Source organism: Phytobacter massiliensis JC163, assembly GCF_000321045.1.
Taxonomy (GTDB): domain Bacteria; phylum Pseudomonadota; class Gammaproteobacteria; order Enterobacterales; family Enterobacteriaceae; genus Phytobacter_A; species Phytobacter_A massiliensis.
On record NZ_HE578949.1, the window covers coordinates 359,292 to 376,796 of the forward strand.

The 17,505-nt window shown below is 51.0% G+C and carries 21 protein-coding genes, 1 tRNA gene and 2 pseudogenes; 15 read left to right on the forward strand and 9 right to left on the reverse strand.

The features are described from left to right. Positions 1-6: 6 nt before the first annotated feature. The 3 genes from ENTHG_RS21610 to folD all read right to left on the reverse strand — a co-directional run bounded on the left by ENTHG_RS21610 (position 7) and on the right by folD (position 2,808). A complete protein-coding gene (locus tag ENTHG_RS21610) occupies positions 7-1,506 on the reverse strand; it encodes a PTS transporter subunit EIIC (protein WP_044184874.1) in 1,500 nt (499 codons plus the stop codon). A 223-nt stretch (positions 1,507-1,729) separates the two neighbouring features. Beyond that, a complete protein-coding gene (ybcJ, locus tag ENTHG_RS21615) occupies positions 1,730-1,942 on the reverse strand; it encodes a ribosome-associated protein YbcJ (RefSeq protein ID WP_044184877.1) in 213 nt (70 codons plus the stop codon). After that, entirely contained in the window at positions 1,942-2,808 is an 867-nt protein-coding gene (folD, locus tag ENTHG_RS21620; protein WP_044184880.1) for a bifunctional methylenetetrahydrofolate dehydrogenase/methenyltetrahydrofolate cyclohydrolase FolD, read from the reverse strand. Before folD ends, ybcJ begins: the two co-directional genes overlap by 1 nt. A 501-nt stretch (positions 2,809-3,309) precedes the next feature. On the opposite strand from folD, the gene fimA reads away from it, so the two are divergent. From fimA to sfmF, 6 genes are all read left to right on the forward strand, one after another. After that, positions 3,310-3,879, forward strand: a complete 570-nt coding sequence (gene fimA, locus ENTHG_RS21625; RefSeq protein WP_044184883.1) for a type 1 fimbrial major subunit FimA — start codon at positions 3,310-3,312, stop codon at positions 3,877-3,879. An 81-nt stretch (positions 3,880-3,960) separates the two neighbouring features. Continuing rightward, on the forward strand, positions 3,961-4,503 hold the full coding sequence (gene fimI, locus ENTHG_RS21630; protein ID WP_052332754.1) for a type 1 fimbrial protein subunit FimI: 543 nt from the start codon (positions 3,961-3,963) through the stop codon (positions 4,501-4,503). Positions 4,504-4,567: 64 nt separating this feature from the next. Beyond that, the gene (gene fimC / locus ENTHG_RS21635) at positions 4,568-5,230 is read left to right on the forward strand and encodes a type 1 fimbria chaperone FimC (RefSeq protein ID WP_237567516.1); all 663 of its coding nucleotides are present in this window, start codon (positions 4,568-4,570) and stop codon (positions 5,228-5,230) included. 36 nt (positions 5,231-5,266) lie between these two features. Next, a complete protein-coding gene (locus ENTHG_RS21640; protein WP_044184891.1) occupies positions 5,267-7,864 on the forward strand; it encodes a fimbrial biogenesis usher protein in 2,598 nt (865 codons plus the stop codon). Positions 7,865-7,879: 15 nt separating this feature from the next. Then, the gene (gene fimH / locus ENTHG_RS21645) at positions 7,880-8,890 is read left to right on the forward strand and encodes a type 1 fimbria D-mannose specific adhesin FimH (RefSeq protein WP_106403347.1); all 1,011 of its coding nucleotides are present in this window, start codon (positions 7,880-7,882) and stop codon (positions 8,888-8,890) included. Positions 8,891-8,900: 10 nt separating this feature from the next. Next, a complete protein-coding gene (gene sfmF, locus ENTHG_RS21650; RefSeq protein WP_044184897.1) occupies positions 8,901-9,419 on the forward strand; it encodes a fimbria assembly protein in 519 nt (172 codons plus the stop codon). Positions 9,420-9,467: 48 nt separating this feature from the next. Here sfmF and fimZ read toward each other — a convergent pair whose 3' ends face one another. Both fimZ and ENTHG_RS23805 read right to left on the reverse strand, forming a co-directional pair. Continuing rightward, positions 9,468-10,100, reverse strand: a complete 633-nt coding sequence (fimZ, locus tag ENTHG_RS21655) for a fimbria biosynthesis transcriptional regulator FimZ (RefSeq protein WP_044184900.1) — start codon at positions 10,098-10,100, stop codon at positions 9,468-9,470. Between the two features lie 638 nt (positions 10,101-10,738). Continuing rightward, on the reverse strand, positions 10,739-11,437 hold the full coding sequence (locus tag ENTHG_RS23805) for a hypothetical protein (RefSeq protein ID WP_052332755.1): 699 nt from the start codon (positions 11,435-11,437) through the stop codon (positions 10,739-10,741). A gap of 339 nt (positions 11,438-11,776) precedes the next feature. Here ENTHG_RS23805 and ENTHG_RS21665 point away from each other — a divergent pair. Continuing rightward, a tRNA-Arg gene (locus ENTHG_RS21665) sits at positions 11,777-11,853 on the forward strand. Between the two features lie 15 nt (positions 11,854-11,868). Here ENTHG_RS21665 and ENTHG_RS21670 read toward each other — a convergent pair. The 3 genes from ENTHG_RS21670 to ENTHG_RS21675 all read right to left on the reverse strand — a co-directional run bounded on the left by ENTHG_RS21670 (position 11,869) and on the right by ENTHG_RS21675 (position 13,702). Then, positions 11,869-13,026: a tyrosine-type recombinase/integrase gene (locus tag ENTHG_RS21670; RefSeq protein ID WP_237567525.1), complete on the reverse strand. Its 1,158-nt coding sequence runs from the start codon at positions 13,024-13,026 to the stop codon at positions 11,869-11,871. Continuing rightward, on the reverse strand, positions 12,909-13,244 hold the full coding sequence (locus ENTHG_RS24535; protein ID WP_071825920.1) for a helix-turn-helix domain-containing protein: 336 nt from the start codon (positions 13,242-13,244) through the stop codon (positions 12,909-12,911). The genes ENTHG_RS21670 and ENTHG_RS24535 overlap by 118 nt, the downstream gene beginning before the upstream one ends. 83 nt (positions 13,245-13,327) lie before the next feature. Next, positions 13,328-13,702 (reverse strand): hypothetical protein, encoded by a 375-nt coding sequence (locus ENTHG_RS21675; RefSeq protein WP_044184907.1) that lies wholly within the window; start codon positions 13,700-13,702, stop codon positions 13,328-13,330. Positions 13,703-13,799: 97 nt separating this feature from the next. Here ENTHG_RS21675 and ENTHG_RS24540 point away from each other — a divergent pair, with 97 nt between their 5' ends. The 7 genes and pseudogenes from ENTHG_RS24540 (at position 13,800) to ENTHG_RS21700 (ending at position 16,414) form a co-directional block, all read left to right on the forward strand. After that, positions 13,800-13,988 carry a recombination protein NinG gene (locus ENTHG_RS24540; protein ID WP_237567517.1) on the forward strand — a complete coding sequence of 63 codons (189 nt, stop codon included), beginning with the start codon at positions 13,800-13,802 and terminating at the stop codon, positions 13,986-13,988. Further along, on the forward strand, positions 13,985-14,170 hold the full coding sequence (locus tag ENTHG_RS21680) for a protein ninH (RefSeq protein ID WP_044184910.1): 186 nt from the start codon (positions 13,985-13,987) through the stop codon (positions 14,168-14,170). Before ENTHG_RS24540 ends, ENTHG_RS21680 begins: the two co-directional genes overlap by 4 nt. Before the next feature lies 1 nt (position 14,171). Next, positions 14,172-14,351 (forward strand): hypothetical protein, encoded by a 180-nt coding sequence (locus ENTHG_RS21685; RefSeq protein WP_044184912.1) that lies wholly within the window; start codon positions 14,172-14,174, stop codon positions 14,349-14,351. Between the two features lie 154 nt (positions 14,352-14,505). Next, positions 14,506-14,616: pseudogene (locus tag ENTHG_RS24545) on the forward strand (antitermination protein); the annotation flags it as partial. A gap of 56 nt (positions 14,617-14,672) precedes the next feature. Then, positions 14,673-15,758, forward strand: a complete 1,086-nt coding sequence (locus tag ENTHG_RS21690) for a host specificity factor TipJ family phage tail protein (protein WP_342355159.1) — start codon at positions 14,673-14,675, stop codon at positions 15,756-15,758. Positions 15,759-15,813: 55 nt separating this feature from the next. Next, positions 15,814-16,242, forward strand: coding sequence for a hypothetical protein (locus ENTHG_RS21695; RefSeq protein WP_044184916.1), 429 nt, complete (start codon positions 15,814-15,816; stop codon positions 16,240-16,242). After that, complete coding sequence (locus ENTHG_RS21700; protein ID WP_052332756.1) at positions 16,211-16,414, forward strand: hypothetical protein; 204 nt, start codon at positions 16,211-16,213, stop codon at positions 16,412-16,414. The genes ENTHG_RS21695 and ENTHG_RS21700 overlap by 32 nt, the downstream gene beginning before the upstream one ends. A gap of 353 nt (positions 16,415-16,767) precedes the next feature. On the opposite strand, the pseudogene ENTHG_RS25190 reads toward ENTHG_RS21700, so the two are convergent. After that, positions 16,768-16,938 (reverse strand): annotated as a pseudogene (locus ENTHG_RS25190) (integrase); the annotation flags it as partial. Positions 16,939-17,067: 129 nt separating this feature from the next. On the opposite strand from ENTHG_RS25190, the gene ENTHG_RS26155 reads away from it, so the two are divergent. Next, positions 17,068-17,361, forward strand: a complete 294-nt coding sequence (locus tag ENTHG_RS26155) for a hypothetical protein (protein ID WP_044184919.1) — start codon at positions 17,068-17,070, stop codon at positions 17,359-17,361. Positions 17,362-17,505: the final 144 nt, after the last annotated feature.

Sequence of the window (17,505 nt, forward strand, 5' to 3'; positions counted from 1 at the left end):
ACGCGATTATTTGCCAAGCGATGTCGCCATCGTCTGGGCGAGGAACTGCGCGCGGGCGCCGAATATAACCTGTACGCCCTTATCGCCCACGAACACCACGCCGCGAGCGCCAACGCCGTTAAGCCCCTCTTTATCGACTTTGCTACCGTCGAGAACCTCAACGCGCAGGCGGGTGATACAGGCGCCAACGGAGTTGATGTTAGACGCGCCGCCCAGCAGAGCGACAATGTCCGTCACCAGTTCGTCATCGGTTTTGTCGCTGGCATCGACAGAGACTTCCGTGCGGCCCGGCGTTTTAACGTCGAAACGGCGAATGACATAGCGGAAGGTAAAGTAGTAAATCACCGCCATCGGCACGCCGATGATAATCGCGTTCAGATAGTTAGTCTCATAGCCGTTGAAGGACGGCAGGATGCCGAACGACAGATAGTCGATAAACCCGGCGGAGAACGATTTAGCGATATGCGCGTGCATCAGGTACATCGTCATATATGCCAGCCCCGCCATGATGGCGTTAAAGACATACAGGATCGGCGCGACAAAGATAAAGGTAAATTCGACCGGCTCGGTGATGCCGGTTAAGAAACAGGTCAGCGCGGCGGAGAAAAGAATACCGGCGGCGATTTTTTTGTTTTTGGTGTGCGCTTCGTGATACATCGCCAGACAGGCCGCGGGCAGCGCGAACAGCATCAGCGGGAATTCGCCCTGCATGAATTTACCCGCATTCTGGTAAGTGTCGCTGCTAAAGCTTTTCACCCCCTCTTCCAGCATTTTGAACCAGATGGTCTGGTCGCCATGTATAACCTGGCCGGCCTGGGTGGTGTAGTCGCCAAAAGAGTACCAGAACGACGGGTACCAGATATGGTGCAGGCCGAGCGGGATCAGCGCACGTTCCGTCAGGCCAAAGATAAAGGTCGACGCCGCCTGGTTATCGCCGTTCACCACCACCGAGAGCGCATCAATGCCTGACTGAATATGTTGCCAGATATACGGCAGCACCAGCCCCAGGATGAAGGAGAGAAACGCGGTAGCAATGGCCACGAAGCGTTTACCGGAGAAGAAGCCGAGGAATTCCGGCAGCTGTAAGGTATGGAAACGGTTATAGCACCAGGCGGCGAGAATACCGCAAATCAACCCGCCGAATACCCCCATCTGCAAAGAGGGGATGCCGACGACCATCGCGTATTTACCGCCCTGAGAGGCCATTTCCGGAGTAATGGAGAGCACAGTGCTGATAGTTATGTTGGTCACAAAGACGGAGACCGCCGCGGAGAGGGCGGCGATACCCGATTCCGACGCCAGGCCTACGGCTGAACCGATGGCGAACAGCAGCGGCAGGTTATCGAAAATAACCCCGCCCGCGTTCATCATTAACGGCAGATGAAACTTATCGCCAAACGCCAGTAACAGACCGGCGGCAGGCAGCAATGAAATGGGCAGCATCAACGCGCGCCCAATCATAGAGAGCTTTGAGAGTGACTTTATCAGTCCTGTTAACACATTCATCCTGTGATTCCCCCGACTGTGAGTATTCTTTGCGCAAATCAGCGCTATTATTTTAGGTAGAACGTTCTAGTAAAACGTTCTACTTATCGTCGTAGAAGCGATTTCCCGGCGCAACTAAAATCGCAGCGCCAGCCATAGCAATTTCTGATTATTTGAAGGGGATCAAATATCGCCCGCGACGGCAGGCGGAAGGAGAGGCCCGGCAGCGCGGGCCTTTAGGTGATCAGGCAACGATGGTGATGCTGTGGCCGTCGAACGTGACCGTTTGGCCCGCGACGATTTTGCAGCGTTTGCGCCGCTCAACCTGGCCGTCAACCTTCACCAGACCGTCATCAATGGCGATTTTCGCCTGTGCGCCGCTTTCGCTCCAGCCTTCCAGCTTAAGCAGATCGCAAAGCTCTACATGCGGGTGCTTACCTAATGAAAATGTCGCCATTATGCTTTCTCCACGTCGTGATACTCTTCGCACGCCTGTAAGGTATTCTGAATCAGCGTTGCTACCGTCATCGGGCCAACGCCGCCGGGGACGGGGGTGATATAAGCTGCCCGCGCGGCGGCCTCATCGTAAATGACATCGCCCACCACTTTGCCGCTTTCCAGCCGGTTGATGCCAACGTCAATCACAATCGCGCCTTCTTTAATCCAGTCGCCCGGAATAAAGCCCGGTTTGCCCACCGCGACCACCAGCAGATCGGCATTCTCAACGTGGTGACGCAGGTTTTTGGTAAAACGGTGGGTAACGGTAGTCGTGCAGCCCGCCAGCAACAGCTCCATGCTCATCGGACGCCCGACGATATTGGATGCGCCAATCACCACCGCATTAAGGCCGAAGGTGTCGATATTGTAGCGCTCAAGCAGCGTGACTATTCCCCGCGGCGTACAGGGGCGCAGACGCGGCGCGCGCTGGCAGAGGCGGCCAACGTTATAAGGATGGAAACCGTCCACGTCTTTGTCCGGCGAAATGCGTTCCAGCACTTTCACATAGTCGATACCTGCGGGCAGCGGCAATTGCACCAGGATACCGTCAATCGCGTCGTCGGCGTTGAGCTTATCGATCAAGGCCAGCAGTTCTGCTTCTGTTGTGGTTTCAGGCAAATCGTAGGAGCGGGAGAGGAAGCCTACCTCATCACAGGCTTTACGTTTGCTGCCGACATAAATTTGCGAAGCGGGGTTATTGCCAACCAGCACGACCGCCAGACCCGGCGCGCGTTTTCCGGCTGCTAAGCGGGCCTGCACCTTTTGTGCAACCTCAGCGCGTACCTGCTGCGCAATCGTTTTACCATCAATAATCTTTGCTGCCATCAGAGAAAAGATTCCATCTGTAACTGACCAAGGGGGGAGGGGGATATTTTGTCAGAAGCCGGGCCGGTTGTCAGTCTCCGGTTTCTCTGTAATGCATCCGCGACAGGTGTGCATGTGAATAATCCGTAGCGTAAGTGGCCCTGCTGAGCGGTTTCTTTCGCTTTCTTAGGAAGAGGCTTAGGCGACTTAGAGTAATGGACGATATTTTTGACCGCCGCCGTTGATTAGTATTCTGCCGTCGTGAAGAGGGGGCAAATGCGCGTCAGCTTCACTGATAACGGAACTTAAATTAACGCCTGTTTGGGGGTGTTTTAAATATCTCTCAGGGATGCAGAGAATAATCAGTCCGGGGTGTGTAGGTTCGTTGGTTATATACCCGTTTCCTCTTGAGTATCAGGAAGAACGTTTGGGCTTGTTGCCAGCGAGCGGACATATACGGATAAACAAACGGGTCGTGCAGGATGCAGAGCCGTATACGCTATTTACTTTGAAGGAATATTCATGAAACTGAACAAAATCGCAGCTACCGTTTTTGCAACTATGGCATTAATGGCTGGCGCCGCTCATGCAGAAGATACTACTACCACCACCACCACGACTGTTAATGGCGGTACTATCCACTTCACTGGCGAACTGGTAAACGCGGCTTGCTCTGTAAGCACCAAGTCTTCCGATCAGACCGTTGAGCTGGGCCAGTATCGTACTGCTGATTTCCCGACCGTAGGCTCTGTAAGCGCAACCAAAGGGTTCGAAATCGTGCTGAACGATTGCGATCCGGAAGTCTCTAAAACCGCGTCTGTTGCTTTTAGCGGCCAGACTGACGGTACCAGCCCCGATCTGCTGGCCATCGCTTCCGCCGATAACGGTTCTACCGCATCTGGCGTAGCTATTGAAATTCTGGATACCACCTCTAAGGCGCTGTCTCCGAATGGCGCAGTCTACTCTACCGCTCAGGCGCTGATCGACGGCACCAACACCCTGCACTTCAGCGCACACTATAAATCTACTTCTGCGACAGTGACCGCTGGTCAGGCTAACGCTGACGCGACTTTCATCATGAAGTACGAATAAGCCACTCAGCGCTTAACGTAGGCTCAGGGAAGAGAAATCGCCTCAACGGATGAGGCGAATTTAATCTGGCGGGAAAGTTCTATGGGAAATGGAAGGAAGCTCTTCTTGTCGATACTTTTACTGACGAACGCTGTTCAGGCATCGTCGGACGTCAGCGATGGCACCATTCATATGCGGGGCTCGCTGGTGAACGGGGGCTGCGCGGTTGCTCAGCAAAGTCAGAACCTGTATGTGGATATGGGGCAATACCGTACGGATATGTTTTCCGGAAAGGGCAGCTTCGCCACGGCTATCGTGCCTTTCGCGCTTGAGCTGGTCGAATGTGACGCCGATGTCTGGCGCTACGTGGGTATCGCCTTCCAGGGCGTTACGCCCGCAGCCGATCCGCAGGTTTTTCTGGCGACCAACTGGCCCGATAGCGCAGGGGGAGACAGCGGAATAGGCCTTGCGATTTTTAACGACCAGCAGCAACACATCATCCCCAATGCCGCCCCGCTGCATTTTACGCCGATCGTTACCGACAAAGTTACCTACCATTTCAGCGCCCGTTATCGTGCCCTGTCCGGCACGTTTATACCTGGAAAAGTTCAATCAGACGTTTGGTTTACGCTGGTCTATCCGTAACACAACCGTAAGCCAGAATAAGGGATTATCAACATGAACGCTTTTTTAAATCGGGGCTTATGCTGTGCCTCGGCCTCTTTTTTTCTCGTTTAATGCCCAGGCGAGCGGTGGCGTAGCCCTTGGCGCAACCCGTGTTATCTATCCGGCTGATGCTAAACAGACCTCGCTTGCGGTGATCAACAGCAACCCTAAAGAGCGCTTTCTCATTAATGCCTGGGTTGAAAACAGCGAGGGGAAAAAAGAAAAAAGCTTTGTGATTACCCCGCCGCTGTTTGTCAGTGAAGCAAAAAGTGAAAACACGCTGCGTATTATTTATGCGGGCAATCCGTTACCGACGGACCGGGAATCTATTTTCTGGTTAAACGTCAAGGCGATTCCTTCGATGGATAAAAACAAGCCTGACACCAAAAACGTCCTCCAGCTGGCGATCCTGTCGCGCATTAAGCTTTTTGTCCGCCCACGAAATTTAGCGATGAACCCGAACGAAGCGCTGGAGCAATTACGTCTGGAGCGTGCGGGTAACCACCTGAAAGTAAATAACCCATCGCCGTATTACATTACGCTGGTCAACATAAAAGTGAATGGTAAAAAAGTCGACAACATGATGGTCGCGCCGAAAAGCTTTGCGCAGCAGGCTTTACCCTCAGGAACGGGCGGCGGCAGCGTTTCATACCAGACAGTGAATGACTACGGCGCAATTACAGCTGTACGGAATGCAACGCTGTAAATCTGCCGCGGCTAGCCGGGATCATGGAGGAAAATAATGAATCATTTACTGCGCCATCATTATATTCGAACGCGGAAACTTCCTCGTGTTAGCGCGCTTACGCTTGCCCTGACGGCCGTTCTCTACCCGCAGTCAAGCCATGCGGAAAAATACTTCAACCCGGCATTTCTGTCAGAAGATACCGCCAGCGTGGCGGATTTGACCCGCTTTGCTAACGGTCGCAGCCAGGCGCCGGGCGTTTACCGCGTGGATATCTGGCGCAACAGTGAATTCATTATTACTCAGGATTTACAGTTTCAAGCTCAGGACGCAGAGCGCGACAGCGGTCCGAATTCGGGCGGGCTGACGCCATGCGTCTCGCAGTCGCTGCTAAAGCGGATGGGCATCAACACAGCGGCCTTCCCTGATCTTAAAAAATACACTGAAAACGACTGTATTCCATTAGGCTCCGCGATCCCGGACGCCTCCACGACATTTAATTTCTCCAGGCTACGCCTGGATTTTGAATTTCCCCAAGTGGCGATGGCCAACAGCGCGCGCGGCTATATACCGCCGGAAGAGTGGGATGAAGGTATTCCCGCCGCGCTGGTCAATTACAGTTTTAGCGGAAATCGCGGTAGTGAAGATGACAGCTATTATCTCAACCTGCAAAGCGGGCTTAATTATGGGCCGTGGCGACTGCGGAATAATGGCGCATGGAGCTATAACTCCGACACCCATTACAGACGCTGGAATAACATCGGCACCTGGGTGCAGCGGACGGTTATCCCGCTAAGAGGCGAGCTGGTAATGGGCGACAGCAACACCGGCAATGATGTCTTTGACAGCGCGGGGTTTCGCGGGGCGCGCCTGTACTCCGCTGATAATATGTACCCGGATAGCCAGCAGGGCTACGCGCCGACGGTAAGAGGCATTGCCCGTACGCCGTCAAAAGTAACAATCCGGCAGAACGGCTACGTCATTTATCAGAGTTATGTTCAGGCGGGGGCGTTTAAAATAGACGACCTCAACCCTACCTCTTCCAGCGGCGATCTTGAAGTTACCGTTGAGGAGAAGGGCGGACAGCAGCAGAAGTTCACGGTGCCTTATTCAACGGTGCCGCTGCTTCAACGCGAAGGGCGGGTTAAATATGATGTGACGATGGGCGATTATCGCAGCGGCGACAGCGGCCGCGATGAGCCTTTTTTCGCCCAGGGAACGCTGCTTCTCGGGCTGCCGCATGATTTCACGCTCTATGGCGGCACGCAGCTGGCGTCGCGCTATAGCGCGGTAGCGCTGGGGGCGGGGAAAAACCTCGGGGATTGGGGGGCCGTCTCCCTGGATGTGACCCATGCCCGCAGCAAACTCACCGATGACTCCGTACACACCGGGCAGTCGCTGCGTTTCTTGTACGCTAAATCACTTAACAGCTATGGCACCAACTTCCAGCTACTGGGCTACCGTTATTCCACCCGTGGGTTTTATACCCTGGACGACGTCACCTGGAAGAGTATGTCGGGCTATCAGTACGGCGACGATAAAGATGAAAACGGCGTACGCCAGGTCGAGAGCTATCACAATCTGAGCTGGAATAAAAAGGGCCGTTTTCAGGTCAGTATTTCGCAGTCGCTGGGTGAGTGGGGCTCGGTTTATCTCTCCGGTAATGAGCAAACCTACTGGGGAACCAGTGAAACCAATACCTGGTATCAGGTTGGCTATTCGGGCTCCTGGAAAGGGGCCAGCTACTCGCTCTCCTGGTCGAGAAATAAATCGGTCGGCATTTCCGATACCGACAACATCTTTGCTTTTAATCTCTCGGTACCGTTTAGCGCGCTGCTTGGCCACGGCTTTTCCCGCAAGTCAGCCCTCGACCGCGCCTGGGCGACCACAACCTGGAACCAGAACAGCAAGGGTGACAGCAGCTGGCAAAGCGGGGTAAACGGAACGCTGCTGGAGGGGCAAAACCTCAACTACAGCGTCACCCAGGGGCACTCCAGCAATGGCGGCTACAACGGAGGGGCGACGGCCAACTGGCAGGCGACCTACGGCACGCTTGGTGTCGGTTATAACTACGACAGGGATAGCCATGACCTCAACTGGCAGCTTTCCGGCGGGATAACCGGCCATGAGAACGGCATTACGCTTAGCCAGTCGCTCGGCAGCACCAACGTGCTGATCAAAGCCCCTGGCGCGTCCGGCGTCAGCGTTGAAAACCAGACCGGCGTGAAGACGGACTGGCGTGGCTATACGGTTATGCCCTACGCAACGGTATACCGCTATAACCGTATCGCGCTGGATATCAATACCACCGACGATCACACCGATATTAAAGATAACGTCAGCAGCGTCGTGCCCACCGAAGGGGCGCTGGTGCGCGCCGCCTATGATACGCGGATCGGTATTCGCGCGCTGTTTACCGTTCGTCGCGACGGTAAACCCGTGCCTTTTGGCGCCGTGGTGCGCGAGGTAGAGAGCGGGGTCACCAGCATGGCGGGCGAAGACGGACAAATCTATTTAAGCGGGCTGCCTGTGCAAGGGAAGCTGTTAATTCAGTGGGGAGATGGCGATTCAGCGCGCTGCTTCGCGCCCTATACGCTAAGCGAGCAAAGCCTGAAACAGGCGGTGACCATCGCTGACATAACATGCTCCCGCTAATGCTATGAAAAGGAAATGACGATGAAAGCAGCGTATTTACTGGTGGGGGCCGCGCTTATGATGGGCGCGTTTACCGCGCAGGCAACAGTATGTGTTAATAGCACTGGCACGCCAACGGATGTTTCTTACGATCTTTCCGGGGTGTTTAACAGTTCGAATAACCAGGTGGGACAGATTGTTACCCTTGCAGAAAAATCAGGCTATGTTGGCGTCTATGCTGTCTGTCCGGTGGGAACGGAAAATGGCACTACTTATCGTAGCTATGTGACCGATCTGCCTGTAACAACTACTATCGATAGGTTTAAATATGTAAAACTTAACGATTATCTTGATGGGGCAATGCAAATCACCGACGATTACGCTGGTGCGTTTTATCCACCGCAGAACTACGTGAAAATGGGTGCTTCTTATGCCGTTCCGATTCAAGTACCTTTTGAGGTTCGCGATTCAAAACTTATTTTTCGGCTTAAAGTGACCCGCCGCTTTATCGACATGGTGGTCATTCCCCGTCAGGTGCTTTTTCGGGTATATGTTACCTCTACCCCTAATGACCCTTTAACCTCGGTGGTCTATACCATCAGCTATAGTGGTACAGTCCAGGTGCCGCAAAACTGTGAAGTCAATGCTGGCAGTATGGTGGAATTTGATTTCGGCGATATTAGCGCATCCCAGTTCAGCAAAGCGGGAGCGGGCAACCGTCCTGAAGGCGTGATGCCGCAGAGTAAAACGCTGGGAATCAAATGCACCAATATTGAAGCGCAGGCCTATTTAACGCTGCGCCTTGAATCAGAACAGTCCAGCGGCAATATGATGGTCTCTTCCAACCCTAACGTGGGGTTTATTGTTGCCGATAAGAACCTCACGCCGCTGGCGCCCAATAATGTGTCGAGCAAAATCCCTTTCCAGCTTGACGGCAGCGCTTCGGCGCAAATTCCTATTATCACCTGGCCGGTCAGCGTTACCGGCTTAAAACCTCAGAAAGGCTATTTCGTTGCACGCGGCTACCTGGGCGTCGATTTTGATTAAGGAGAGCGTAATGAGATGGCATGCACTGATTCCTCTTTTCGCCCTCGCTGTATTACCGCCACCGACGCAGGCGGATACGCTGGGCCGTATCAACATTCAGCTCTACGGTAATATTATTGACTGGACCTGCGTTGCCGTTGCCGACGACGTCACTAAAAGCGTGCCGCTTGGGCGCTGGACGACAACGCAGCTCTTGCATAAGGGCGACACGACGCCGCCCGTTCATTTCCAGCTCAGGCTTACCGGCTGTCCAACCGGCCCGGTGTCGATAGCGTTTCGGGGGATAAGCGATCCCTCGGATGAAGGTCTGCTGGCGCTAAATAGCGGCAGCAGCTCAAAAAATGTGGCGGTGCAGTTTATGGATCAGTATAAAAAAAATCTGCCCTTTAAACAGACAAGCCAGACAGTACAGGCGGATGAGAATGGCAACGCGGTGTTCAATTTTTATGCACGTTATATCGCCGTAGCGGATTATCCCAAACCAGGGACCGCAGATGCGGACGCCCTCTTTTTGATTAACTACGACTGATCGTTACGCCCACACCTTGAAAAACTCCCGGTTTACCGGGAGTTTTTTTTACAGTAGTTCGTGTGCTTTGGCGTAATCGATCAGTTCAACAATAGAGTGGACGCCAAGTTTCGAGAATATATTCGACTTATGTGCGCTAATCGTTTTGTTACTTAACAAAAGCTGCTTTGCAATCTCTTTATTGGAGAGACCGTTCGCCAGATAGCGAAGCACGGTCACTTCTCTGTTTGAAAGAGGCATATCGTCACGTTCGCGCAAGCGTCTGGGAAATTGATTAAACTGAATAAGAATTTCTGAGGGAAAGAAAGAGTATCCGGCCAGCAGCATTTCTACAGCATTATATATCTCATTGAGATCGGTCTTTTTGCTGACGAAGCCGTTGGCCCCGGCGCGTATAGCCCGGCCTGCATAAAATGACTCAGATTTAGACGACAAGAAAAGTACCTGTGTATTGGGTCGTATCTCTTTAATTCTCTTAAGAAAAGTAAAACCATCCGAATTGGGTAGTTCAATATCAAGGATAACCAATTCGACATTATGCTTGCGAATGTAGCTTAATACTTTATGTCCATCATCTGTATTAAGGACCACATTGATATTCTTATTGTTTTTAAGCAAGACCTCTATTGACATTCTGATTAAAGGGTGTTCATCCATAATTATCACAGATGCCGTTTTCATTTTGTACCTCAGTTAGTAAAAGTTGAGCCAAACTCCTTATCAGGCTCAAGTATGAAAAAGGTATTACAAAGCTCTTTTCGTCAGACGTCTTTTAACCCCAGCGTCGGTATTGGTTATGTCGAAAGGAGACTTAATACGATGAGTGGAACTCCATCATTTAACAGCGAAGGTTTATTATACCTGGGATTCCACGCTGCAAAAGTAAGGCGAAATAGGCCAGATTTTATATTTCGCTAAAACCTCCTGCTGAATGAATAAAATGGCCTGATTTGGAAATTTTCATATCGGATTTTGTTTTTTTAGAGATATACTTTGTTTTTCACGTAAAAAAGTACTTTTGTAACAGCGCGTTCACTATTTTTCTTCTGTAATCAACATTTCGTTATGCCCAGCCGTAACATGAGCTATGAAGTATTGCTATTGTGAATATTTTACGACTGGTTAGTCTATTTTTAAACTCAAAATAATTCGACAGTCAATAAAATAACTAAGATCTATTAATTGAGGTAAAATTTTACTGCTGACTTAAGAGTCAATTACTCCAGGAAAAGTGAGAATTGTTTTAGCGATGTTACATGCAGCAGTGACTTTGGTTGAAAAATAAGCCTTTTCTTACCTGTATCTCAGGAAAATGCTGTTTATGACGGATACTGATTTGTTAAGCGCTGGATAAGGTGCATTAGCGCCGGCCGGCCAGAAAGCTGTAGCTTTTGCAGGATCATTTTTAATCTGTACATCACGCAGTGGTAGGGCTGGTTTGACTGGCATGCTATCTCCTTTAACGATAAACCTCGCGACAGCGAAAAGATAAGCGTCCATTCGCATTTATTCAGGGTTGCGCTGATAGCCGACGGGTGTTGGGGTGAGGTCAGAATATTCTTACGCATCAAAGAAATACTCTCGCTCTTGTTGGTTTGCCTGACGGGCAGGGCTTTTTCCAGAAAGAGAAGCACCTGGCGATCATACTGCTCCGTCAGCAAAACGATGCCGGTTGTGCCCTCGTTACAGGTCAGTTGGCGTAGAGTATTAATTTCATCCAGCACCGGCTCTGCCAGAGAGGCAATATCAATAATGATTTTACTGACCTTAACCCTTTGCTTGAATTGCCAGGCTTCATACAGTGAGGTCAGGTGAGTGATGTTATACAGCGGGTAAAAGGCGGCGGTGATTCCCAGCGACAAAAAATTATCTCTGGTAACCAGGAGAAGCGCAGCACTATTTTTGGGATGCTGACCAGCGAAATAGATAATCCTGTCTGATCGCTTAAGAATGAACGTATCGCTGGGGACATGTACATTTCCTGCCTTTGAGCGGCGGCCTTTTTCCCGGCGTCCCATTGTAGATAGAAGATCCTCTGGAATACTTTTCGTTATGGCAAACTTTGCGAGAACAATCGCTTTTATTGAAGGTTCGCAAATGCAGCCTCCAGTTCATGCTTCTGCTGGTCCCATTGAAAAGGTCTTCGGGTCACCCATTTTAATGACGCCCGTTTTGGTAAACAGAAGACCGTGCTTATTAAACCCCAGGATTTTACTTTTTTACGATATAAAGTGTTAATAATTACTACTGTTAAAGGATGACGGAACGGATAGCGTACATTACGCAACCAGTTGGCAGGAAAGGCATTGACTCGTTGTCGGGGGGCCGTATAATCCCGGTCGTTTGTTCCAGGTAATGCGCCCTTAGCTCAGTTGGATAGAGCAACGGCCTTCTAAGCCGTGGGTCACAGGTTCGAATCCTGTAGGGCGTACCATTACATTTCATACACTTACGCCAGTTTTAGTCCTGCCTGATTTGCTCCTTGTGTCGTATTTGTGTCGCTGGCCCCAAAAATGGTGTCGATTTTCCTCGCATGCTCGCTGAGGTGGTTCGGCGAGAGATGCGCGTACCGGCGTACCATTTCGATGCTTTCCCATCCACCCATTTCCTGCAAAACGGAAAGCGGGACTCCTGACTGTATCAGCCAGCTCGCCCAGGTATGCCGCAGGTCATGAAAGCGAAAGTTTTCTATACCGGCTTTTCTTAACCCGGTATACCACGCGTTGTTGTCATCAACACGCATTTTTCTGACAGCTTCCGTTAGCGTACCGTCAGGGCGATGTTTTGCGGTGGTGTGAACAAACACCCACCGGGAATGTTTTCCTATCTGATCCCTTAACACCTTGCATGCGGTATCATTCAGAGCGACGCCAATAGCCTTGCCCGCCTTCGCGTTCTCCGGATTTACCCATGCAACCTTCCTCTGCATATCGACCTGCTGCCACTCCAGATCAATGATATTGGAGCGGCGCAGGCCGGTAGCCAGCGCAAATATCACAACAGGTCGGATACTGTCCGACATACAGCTGATCAGCCTCTCTGCTTCTTCCCTTGTAAGCCAGCGTATCCTTTTGCTGACCGGCTTCCGCGTTTTTATCACCGGCGCCGACTTTATCCACTTCCATTCATTAGCTGCGGCGCGAAGCATAGATCTGATGAAAGATAAATGCTGTGACCGGGTTGCCAGGCTGACGGGCTTAGGTTCATACGCCGGAACGGGAAGCCCCTTCCTGATTGCTGCATCCCTCCGGCTTTCCCATATTTGCAGGTGCTTTCGGTTAATCATCCCATTTACGGCTTCGTGTATTTCATCGGCCGTAATCTTCGAAACATCCCGCCCGGAAAAATTCTGCAGCCAGAAAGCGATTTTTGTTTTGTCGTCATCCAGTGAACGCTTATGCTCCTTTTCCAGGATCCACCGATAGCAACATTCCTGAAAGGTTCGCGGAGGCAGTTCTCCCATCTGATCCACCCGCCACGCCTCGGCCTTCAACTTGTCATGGAGCTCCTGCGCTTGTTTCTTGTCCTTTGTGCCAAGAGAGCGTCTAACTCTTTTTCCTGACGGCGTAAAGAAATGACAGTGCCACACGCCGCCCCTGAGGGTGATTGACATAGTTTTTCCTCTTTATGTTCACCCGCGTTCGCGGGAACAGGATCGCCTGGTGAAGTCAGATACGCAATGCATGCCGCTTCGGTAGTCCGGTATTTATTGCCGATTTTCTTTCCTGACAGCAGACCGGAGTCGATCAGTCGGTAGATAGTGCGTGGAGAAACAATCAGCAGTTCAGCCGCCTGCTGTGCGGTAATGGCTCGTTCTGATGGCATGTGATGTATCTCCGGTTGGATTATGAAAGGCAATAAAAAACCGCCTCAGTGGGCGGTTAGTGGTAATGGGGGGGGGTGGGCGCTTAATTTCCAAAAACGAAGCGAACTCCTCCTGAGTGCCCGAGCAAATCCTTCATGCGCTTGTATGTTTTTGGCGCAGAACCATTGCCGGTGCTAATTTCTGCCTTTAGCATTTCTATCAGGGAATCCCACTCTTTGATAATCGGCGCAAACTGCTTACACACCACGGAGATTTTGTCGAAGTGCTCCCTTATTTCTGGAATCTCCTCTACAAGCAACATGCACCTTCTCAAATCAGAGGCATCACTTGGCGCGTCAAATCTGGAGCCATAAATATTTCGTTTAAGTCCAAGGGCGATAGACGCCATTGTTGCACTGCTCACCCCTACATCCCCGCTTGTTTGCCAGTGCAGAACCTTTATTGCCAAATCACTCATCACATCCTCCATAAAACAAAACCCGCCGCAGCGAGTCATTTAAACCAGATAGTCATCAGCGGGTTATCAGCTACATAGCCAGTGTGCAGCATGCAATGTGCATCACTCCGGCGCTGTCGGGCCGTACCGTATCAATCTCATAGCCAAAATCGGCGCAGAACGCGTTGAGGCGCTCGAAAACAACAATAACCCCCATCGATATACCCGCGAGGAACTAGAACGCATCAGAGCGCGTTACAGGGCCTTATTACGCGAGTTAATCAAAAGCAGGAGTGAGGCAGCATGAACCATACAGTCAAAACCATTCCTGATTACCTGGTAGAGAACTATGGCAATCAGACAGAAGTAGCTCGAAAGCTCAACTGCCATCGAAGCACGGTAAACAAATACGCATACGACACCAAAGGCAATCGCCATGCGGTTGTTAACGGCGTCCTGATGGTTCACCCAATGGGAAGAGGGCGTTGATATGAGCACCATCACATCAATAGCCTCAGCACAGCAGCGCCACAAAGACCGGGAGATGCTTGGCGATATCGACAAGGCGTTACAGACAAACGAGGAAACTCGCCAGCGCCTGGAAGCTATGAGGCGTGAGGTCGTCAATCGCCTGGGATTGAATAAACCTGATGGGCCGGAGGTAGCATGATAACCATGGCACTGGTGTTTTACGCATTCATGGCAGGCATGACTGCTGAGTGGTCGCACACAAGACTAAAAAGCCTTGGAGCTAAAGGCGGTATCGCTCTGGTTTCTTTAGGCGCCGGCCTTGCGTGGCCTTATTTCATATGGGAGATGTCCCGATGAGACTGGAATCTGTCGCCAAATTTCACTCGCCAAAAAGCCCGATGATGAGTGACTCACCACGGGCTACGGCTTCTGATTCGCTTTCAGGTACTGATGTGATGGCAGCCAGGCGCTGCGCTCCTTACTGAGGGCGCGCCCATCCAGTTATGTCGGGGTCACTACGATGGGGATCACTGTGCGAACAGGAAACCGTCTGGCCGCTCAGTCCGATCGGCGTATCAGCGTGGTACCCACCCGGATTTATAGCGGAGGTCGAACCGCACGCAGCATTAGTGGGGCGCTGTATCACGTACTGGAATCTCTGGGTTTCACTGCAGACCAGATAGACAGCAACGCTATCGACGCCCTGGAGTCAACATACTGGACACCACGTGGTGAGACATTTGATTTTGCTACAGGTGAGAGCACGTCAGCGCTGGAGATGCTGCAGAAAATCTGCTATGCCGGAATGGGATATTTTCTGCTGACCGATGGGCTTGTGTCAGCAGGAAGGGAAGGGGTTAAACCCTGGGTTGGCATGATCACCCCGCAGGAAACTACCGAGGAGTTGCAAACCTCGTTTAAAGCTCCGTCGCAGGATGATTACGATGGGGTTGATGTGACCTACATCAACGGCACAACCTGGGCAGAGGAAACCGTGCAATGTAAGCTTCCAGGCAATCCCACACCATTGAAAGTTGAGAGCTATAAACTGGACGGCGTTCTGGATCAGGACCGCGCGTATCGTATCGGTATGCGCCGTTTGCTCGGTTACACGCTACAGCGCCTGCAGCACACCACCTCAACGGAAATGGATGCACTTTGCTACGAGTATATGGACAGGATAATCCTTGCTGATGATATACCCGGCAGCCAGACACTGAGCTGCCTGATTACGGATGTCTCATATAACAGCAGTACGATCACCCTGACCCTAAGTGAATCCCCTGACTGGTCGTTCGAAAGCCCGAGGGTAATTATCAGGAATCAGGAGGGCAGCGCCTCTTTAATGCTGGTACCTACCCGTATTGATGATTACACCATCTCTATCCCGTACAACCCATCGCTTGAGGTTGAAACATGGGCGATTAACGACCCATACATAGAACCCCCACGGCTTCTTTTTTGTTCTTCCGTTCGCGTCCCCTATGACGCACTAATCGGCGAAATTTCCCCGGGTAACGATGGAACAAGCAGCGTCTCAGCTGTTCAGTATAACCCAGGTAAATATGCGTATGACGACGCCAGCTATCCCGGCGATGTCGCGTAAACACACCACAATCCTTTAACCCGCTTCGGCGGGTTTTTTTATGCCCGGAGCGAGCATGACACAATACGCCACCCTTAATCCGCTGGGGTCTACCAGCCCATACGATTTATTCGACAACGCGCAGAATTTTGACTTTGCTATTAACGACATTACGAACGCCATCTGGCAGGATCGCTTCGGTCGCACTCGGCAGACCTGGTACGGGCTTGAACAACTGGCCAAGGCAGCCATTGCTGCGTTTGGCTACATCACCATGGACTCGTTCCAGGCCGGCGCCACGCTTACCCTGCCTAACCAGGTTCTCCGCGATACCAGCACGGGCGAGTATTACCGCTGGGATGGCGCATACCCGGTTCACTCTATCTGCGCGGAGGCCCGTCAGGAGGGTTTAAGCGCACCTGGAAAAAAGAGAGCGGAAACGGAAATACCGGCTGGGTTGAAGGAGCGGATTTATGATTCAGAAAATGAAATGCTTTTACAGTAAAGATGGCACCCTTATAAACATAGGCCCATGGGATTATCAACGGTTCCCGGTTTACGACAATGACGGATTTGTTGATGAAGTGGTGACAGGTAACCCTCTGCCTGACGGAGCCTACGAAAAGGAGATGGATGTTGTTGTCAATGAGGATGGCAGTCGCTCTGTAGCTCAGTAGTCATCATCCGCGTCTCTCATCTTCGAGCGGATAACCAGAGCAGCAAACAGGACAATGACGGCAAGGATGCCGATAACCCACCACATAAAAACCCCCAGCGCGAGAGAAGAAATGCATGAAAGAGAAAAGCGCTACGGCAACGCAGGGCTTTTCTTTCTCTGTGTCGCTGGCGTGTCGTACCTGAAAGGCACTGGATGAAAATGAATGACAAATGACGACACAATAAGACACAAACACCGGAGCGAACGCGGGAAATATTTGTGTTTACAGTGTGTTATTGAGTGCTCTACTTTCTTCTAAGCCGTGGGTCACAGGTTCGAATCCTGTAGGGCGTACCATTACATTTCAATCAGTTACGCATTTTGCATCACCTCCAGATTGTCTTCGTGCGACATATTTGGGACATCTTCGTTAAAAATCGCATCATTCTGGCGGGCATGTTCAGTCAGAGGGTTAGGTGCAAGGTGTGCATATCTACGCACCCTCTCTATCGATTCCCAGTCGTCCATTTCCTCTAAACCTGAACGTCACGCCTGTAATTCCGGCAAACTACTATTTTTAATAGGGGTTCAACAAGTATTTGCGTAAGATCAATATTGGTTAACATTTCGACGAATACGCTGGATGTTCATCTCACGCTCGGAGCGGGCAAAATGAACATCAAACTAGTCGCTTTATCAGTTATAACTGCTGCCCTTCTCATTTCATCTGACATGGCTACCGCTAAATCGAACCCGTTAACTGACGATCAGGTAAAGCAAAAAATTATTGAAGACTCTATAGCGTCCTATCAAGGTACTTGTGCTTGCCCTTTTAACACAGCAAGGAACGGGAGTTCTTGTGGCCGCCGCAGTGCCTGGAGCAAAGCGGGAGGGTACTCGCCTATCTGCTACAAGAAGGAGGTCACAAAGGAGATGGTTAAAGAGTGGCGTCAACAAAATCAGTAATTAAATTTATCCTATAACTTATTGATTTTTAATTAATATGGGTATTGGTCCAGACTTGCAAGTTGAACCCTGGAAAGCATTTTAATTTTCCTTTGAGAGGCTATTTTTAATACTTCTATTTAAAATTAACGAGTTATGAGATAG

What these genes read in the sequence shown, in the direction of transcription:
- ENTHG_RS21700 (WP_052332756.1), top strand. Translation starts at nt 16,211, where the DNA reads ATGATTCAGAAAATGAAATGCTTTTACAGTAAAGATGGCACCCTTATA.
- fimA (WP_044184883.1), top strand. Translation starts at nt 3,310, where the DNA reads ATGAAACTGAACAAAATCGCAGCTACCGTTTTTGCAACTATGGCATTA.
- ENTHG_RS24535 (WP_071825920.1), bottom strand. Translation starts at nt 13,244, where the DNA reads ATGCCATCAGAACGAGCCATTACCGCACAGCAGGCGGCTGAACTGCTG.
- fimI (WP_052332754.1), top strand. Translation starts at nt 3,961, where the DNA reads ATGGGAAATGGAAGGAAGCTCTTCTTGTCGATACTTTTACTGACGAAC.
- ENTHG_RS21675 (WP_044184907.1), bottom strand. Translation starts at nt 13,702, where the DNA reads ATGAGTGATTTGGCAATAAAGGTTCTGCACTGGCAAACAAGCGGGGAT.
- ENTHG_RS21695 (WP_044184916.1), top strand. Translation starts at nt 15,814, where the DNA reads ATGACACAATACGCCACCCTTAATCCGCTGGGGTCTACCAGCCCATAC.
- folD (WP_044184880.1), bottom strand. Translation starts at nt 2,808, where the DNA reads ATGGCAGCAAAGATTATTGATGGTAAAACGATTGCGCAGCAGGTACGC.
- ENTHG_RS21610 (WP_044184874.1), bottom strand. Translation starts at nt 1,506, where the DNA reads ATGAATGTGTTAACAGGACTGATAAAGTCACTCTCAAAGCTCTCTATG.
- ENTHG_RS21685 (WP_044184912.1), top strand. Translation starts at nt 14,172, where the DNA reads ATGAGCACCATCACATCAATAGCCTCAGCACAGCAGCGCCACAAAGAC.
- ENTHG_RS23805 (WP_052332755.1), bottom strand. Translation starts at nt 11,437, where the DNA reads ATGGGACGCCGGGAAAAAGGCCGCCGCTCAAAGGCAGGAAATGTACAT.
- ENTHG_RS26155 (WP_044184919.1), top strand. Translation starts at nt 17,068, where the DNA reads ATGAACATCAAACTAGTCGCTTTATCAGTTATAACTGCTGCCCTTCTC.
- ENTHG_RS21640 (WP_044184891.1), top strand. Translation starts at nt 5,267, where the DNA reads ATGAATCATTTACTGCGCCATCATTATATTCGAACGCGGAAACTTCCT.
- fimH (WP_106403347.1), top strand. Translation starts at nt 7,880, where the DNA reads ATGACGATGAAAGCAGCGTATTTACTGGTGGGGGCCGCGCTTATGATG.
- ybcJ (WP_044184877.1), bottom strand. Translation starts at nt 1,942, where the DNA reads ATGGCGACATTTTCATTAGGTAAGCACCCGCATGTAGAGCTTTGCGAT.
- ENTHG_RS21680 (WP_044184910.1), top strand. Translation starts at nt 13,985, where the DNA reads ATGAACCATACAGTCAAAACCATTCCTGATTACCTGGTAGAGAACTAT.
- sfmF (WP_044184897.1), top strand. Translation starts at nt 8,901, where the DNA reads ATGAGATGGCATGCACTGATTCCTCTTTTCGCCCTCGCTGTATTACCG.
- ENTHG_RS21690 (WP_342355159.1), top strand. Translation starts at nt 14,673, where the DNA reads ATGGGGATCACTGTGCGAACAGGAAACCGTCTGGCCGCTCAGTCCGAT.
- fimZ (WP_044184900.1), bottom strand. Translation starts at nt 10,100, where the DNA reads ATGAAAACGGCATCTGTGATAATTATGGATGAACACCCTTTAATCAGA.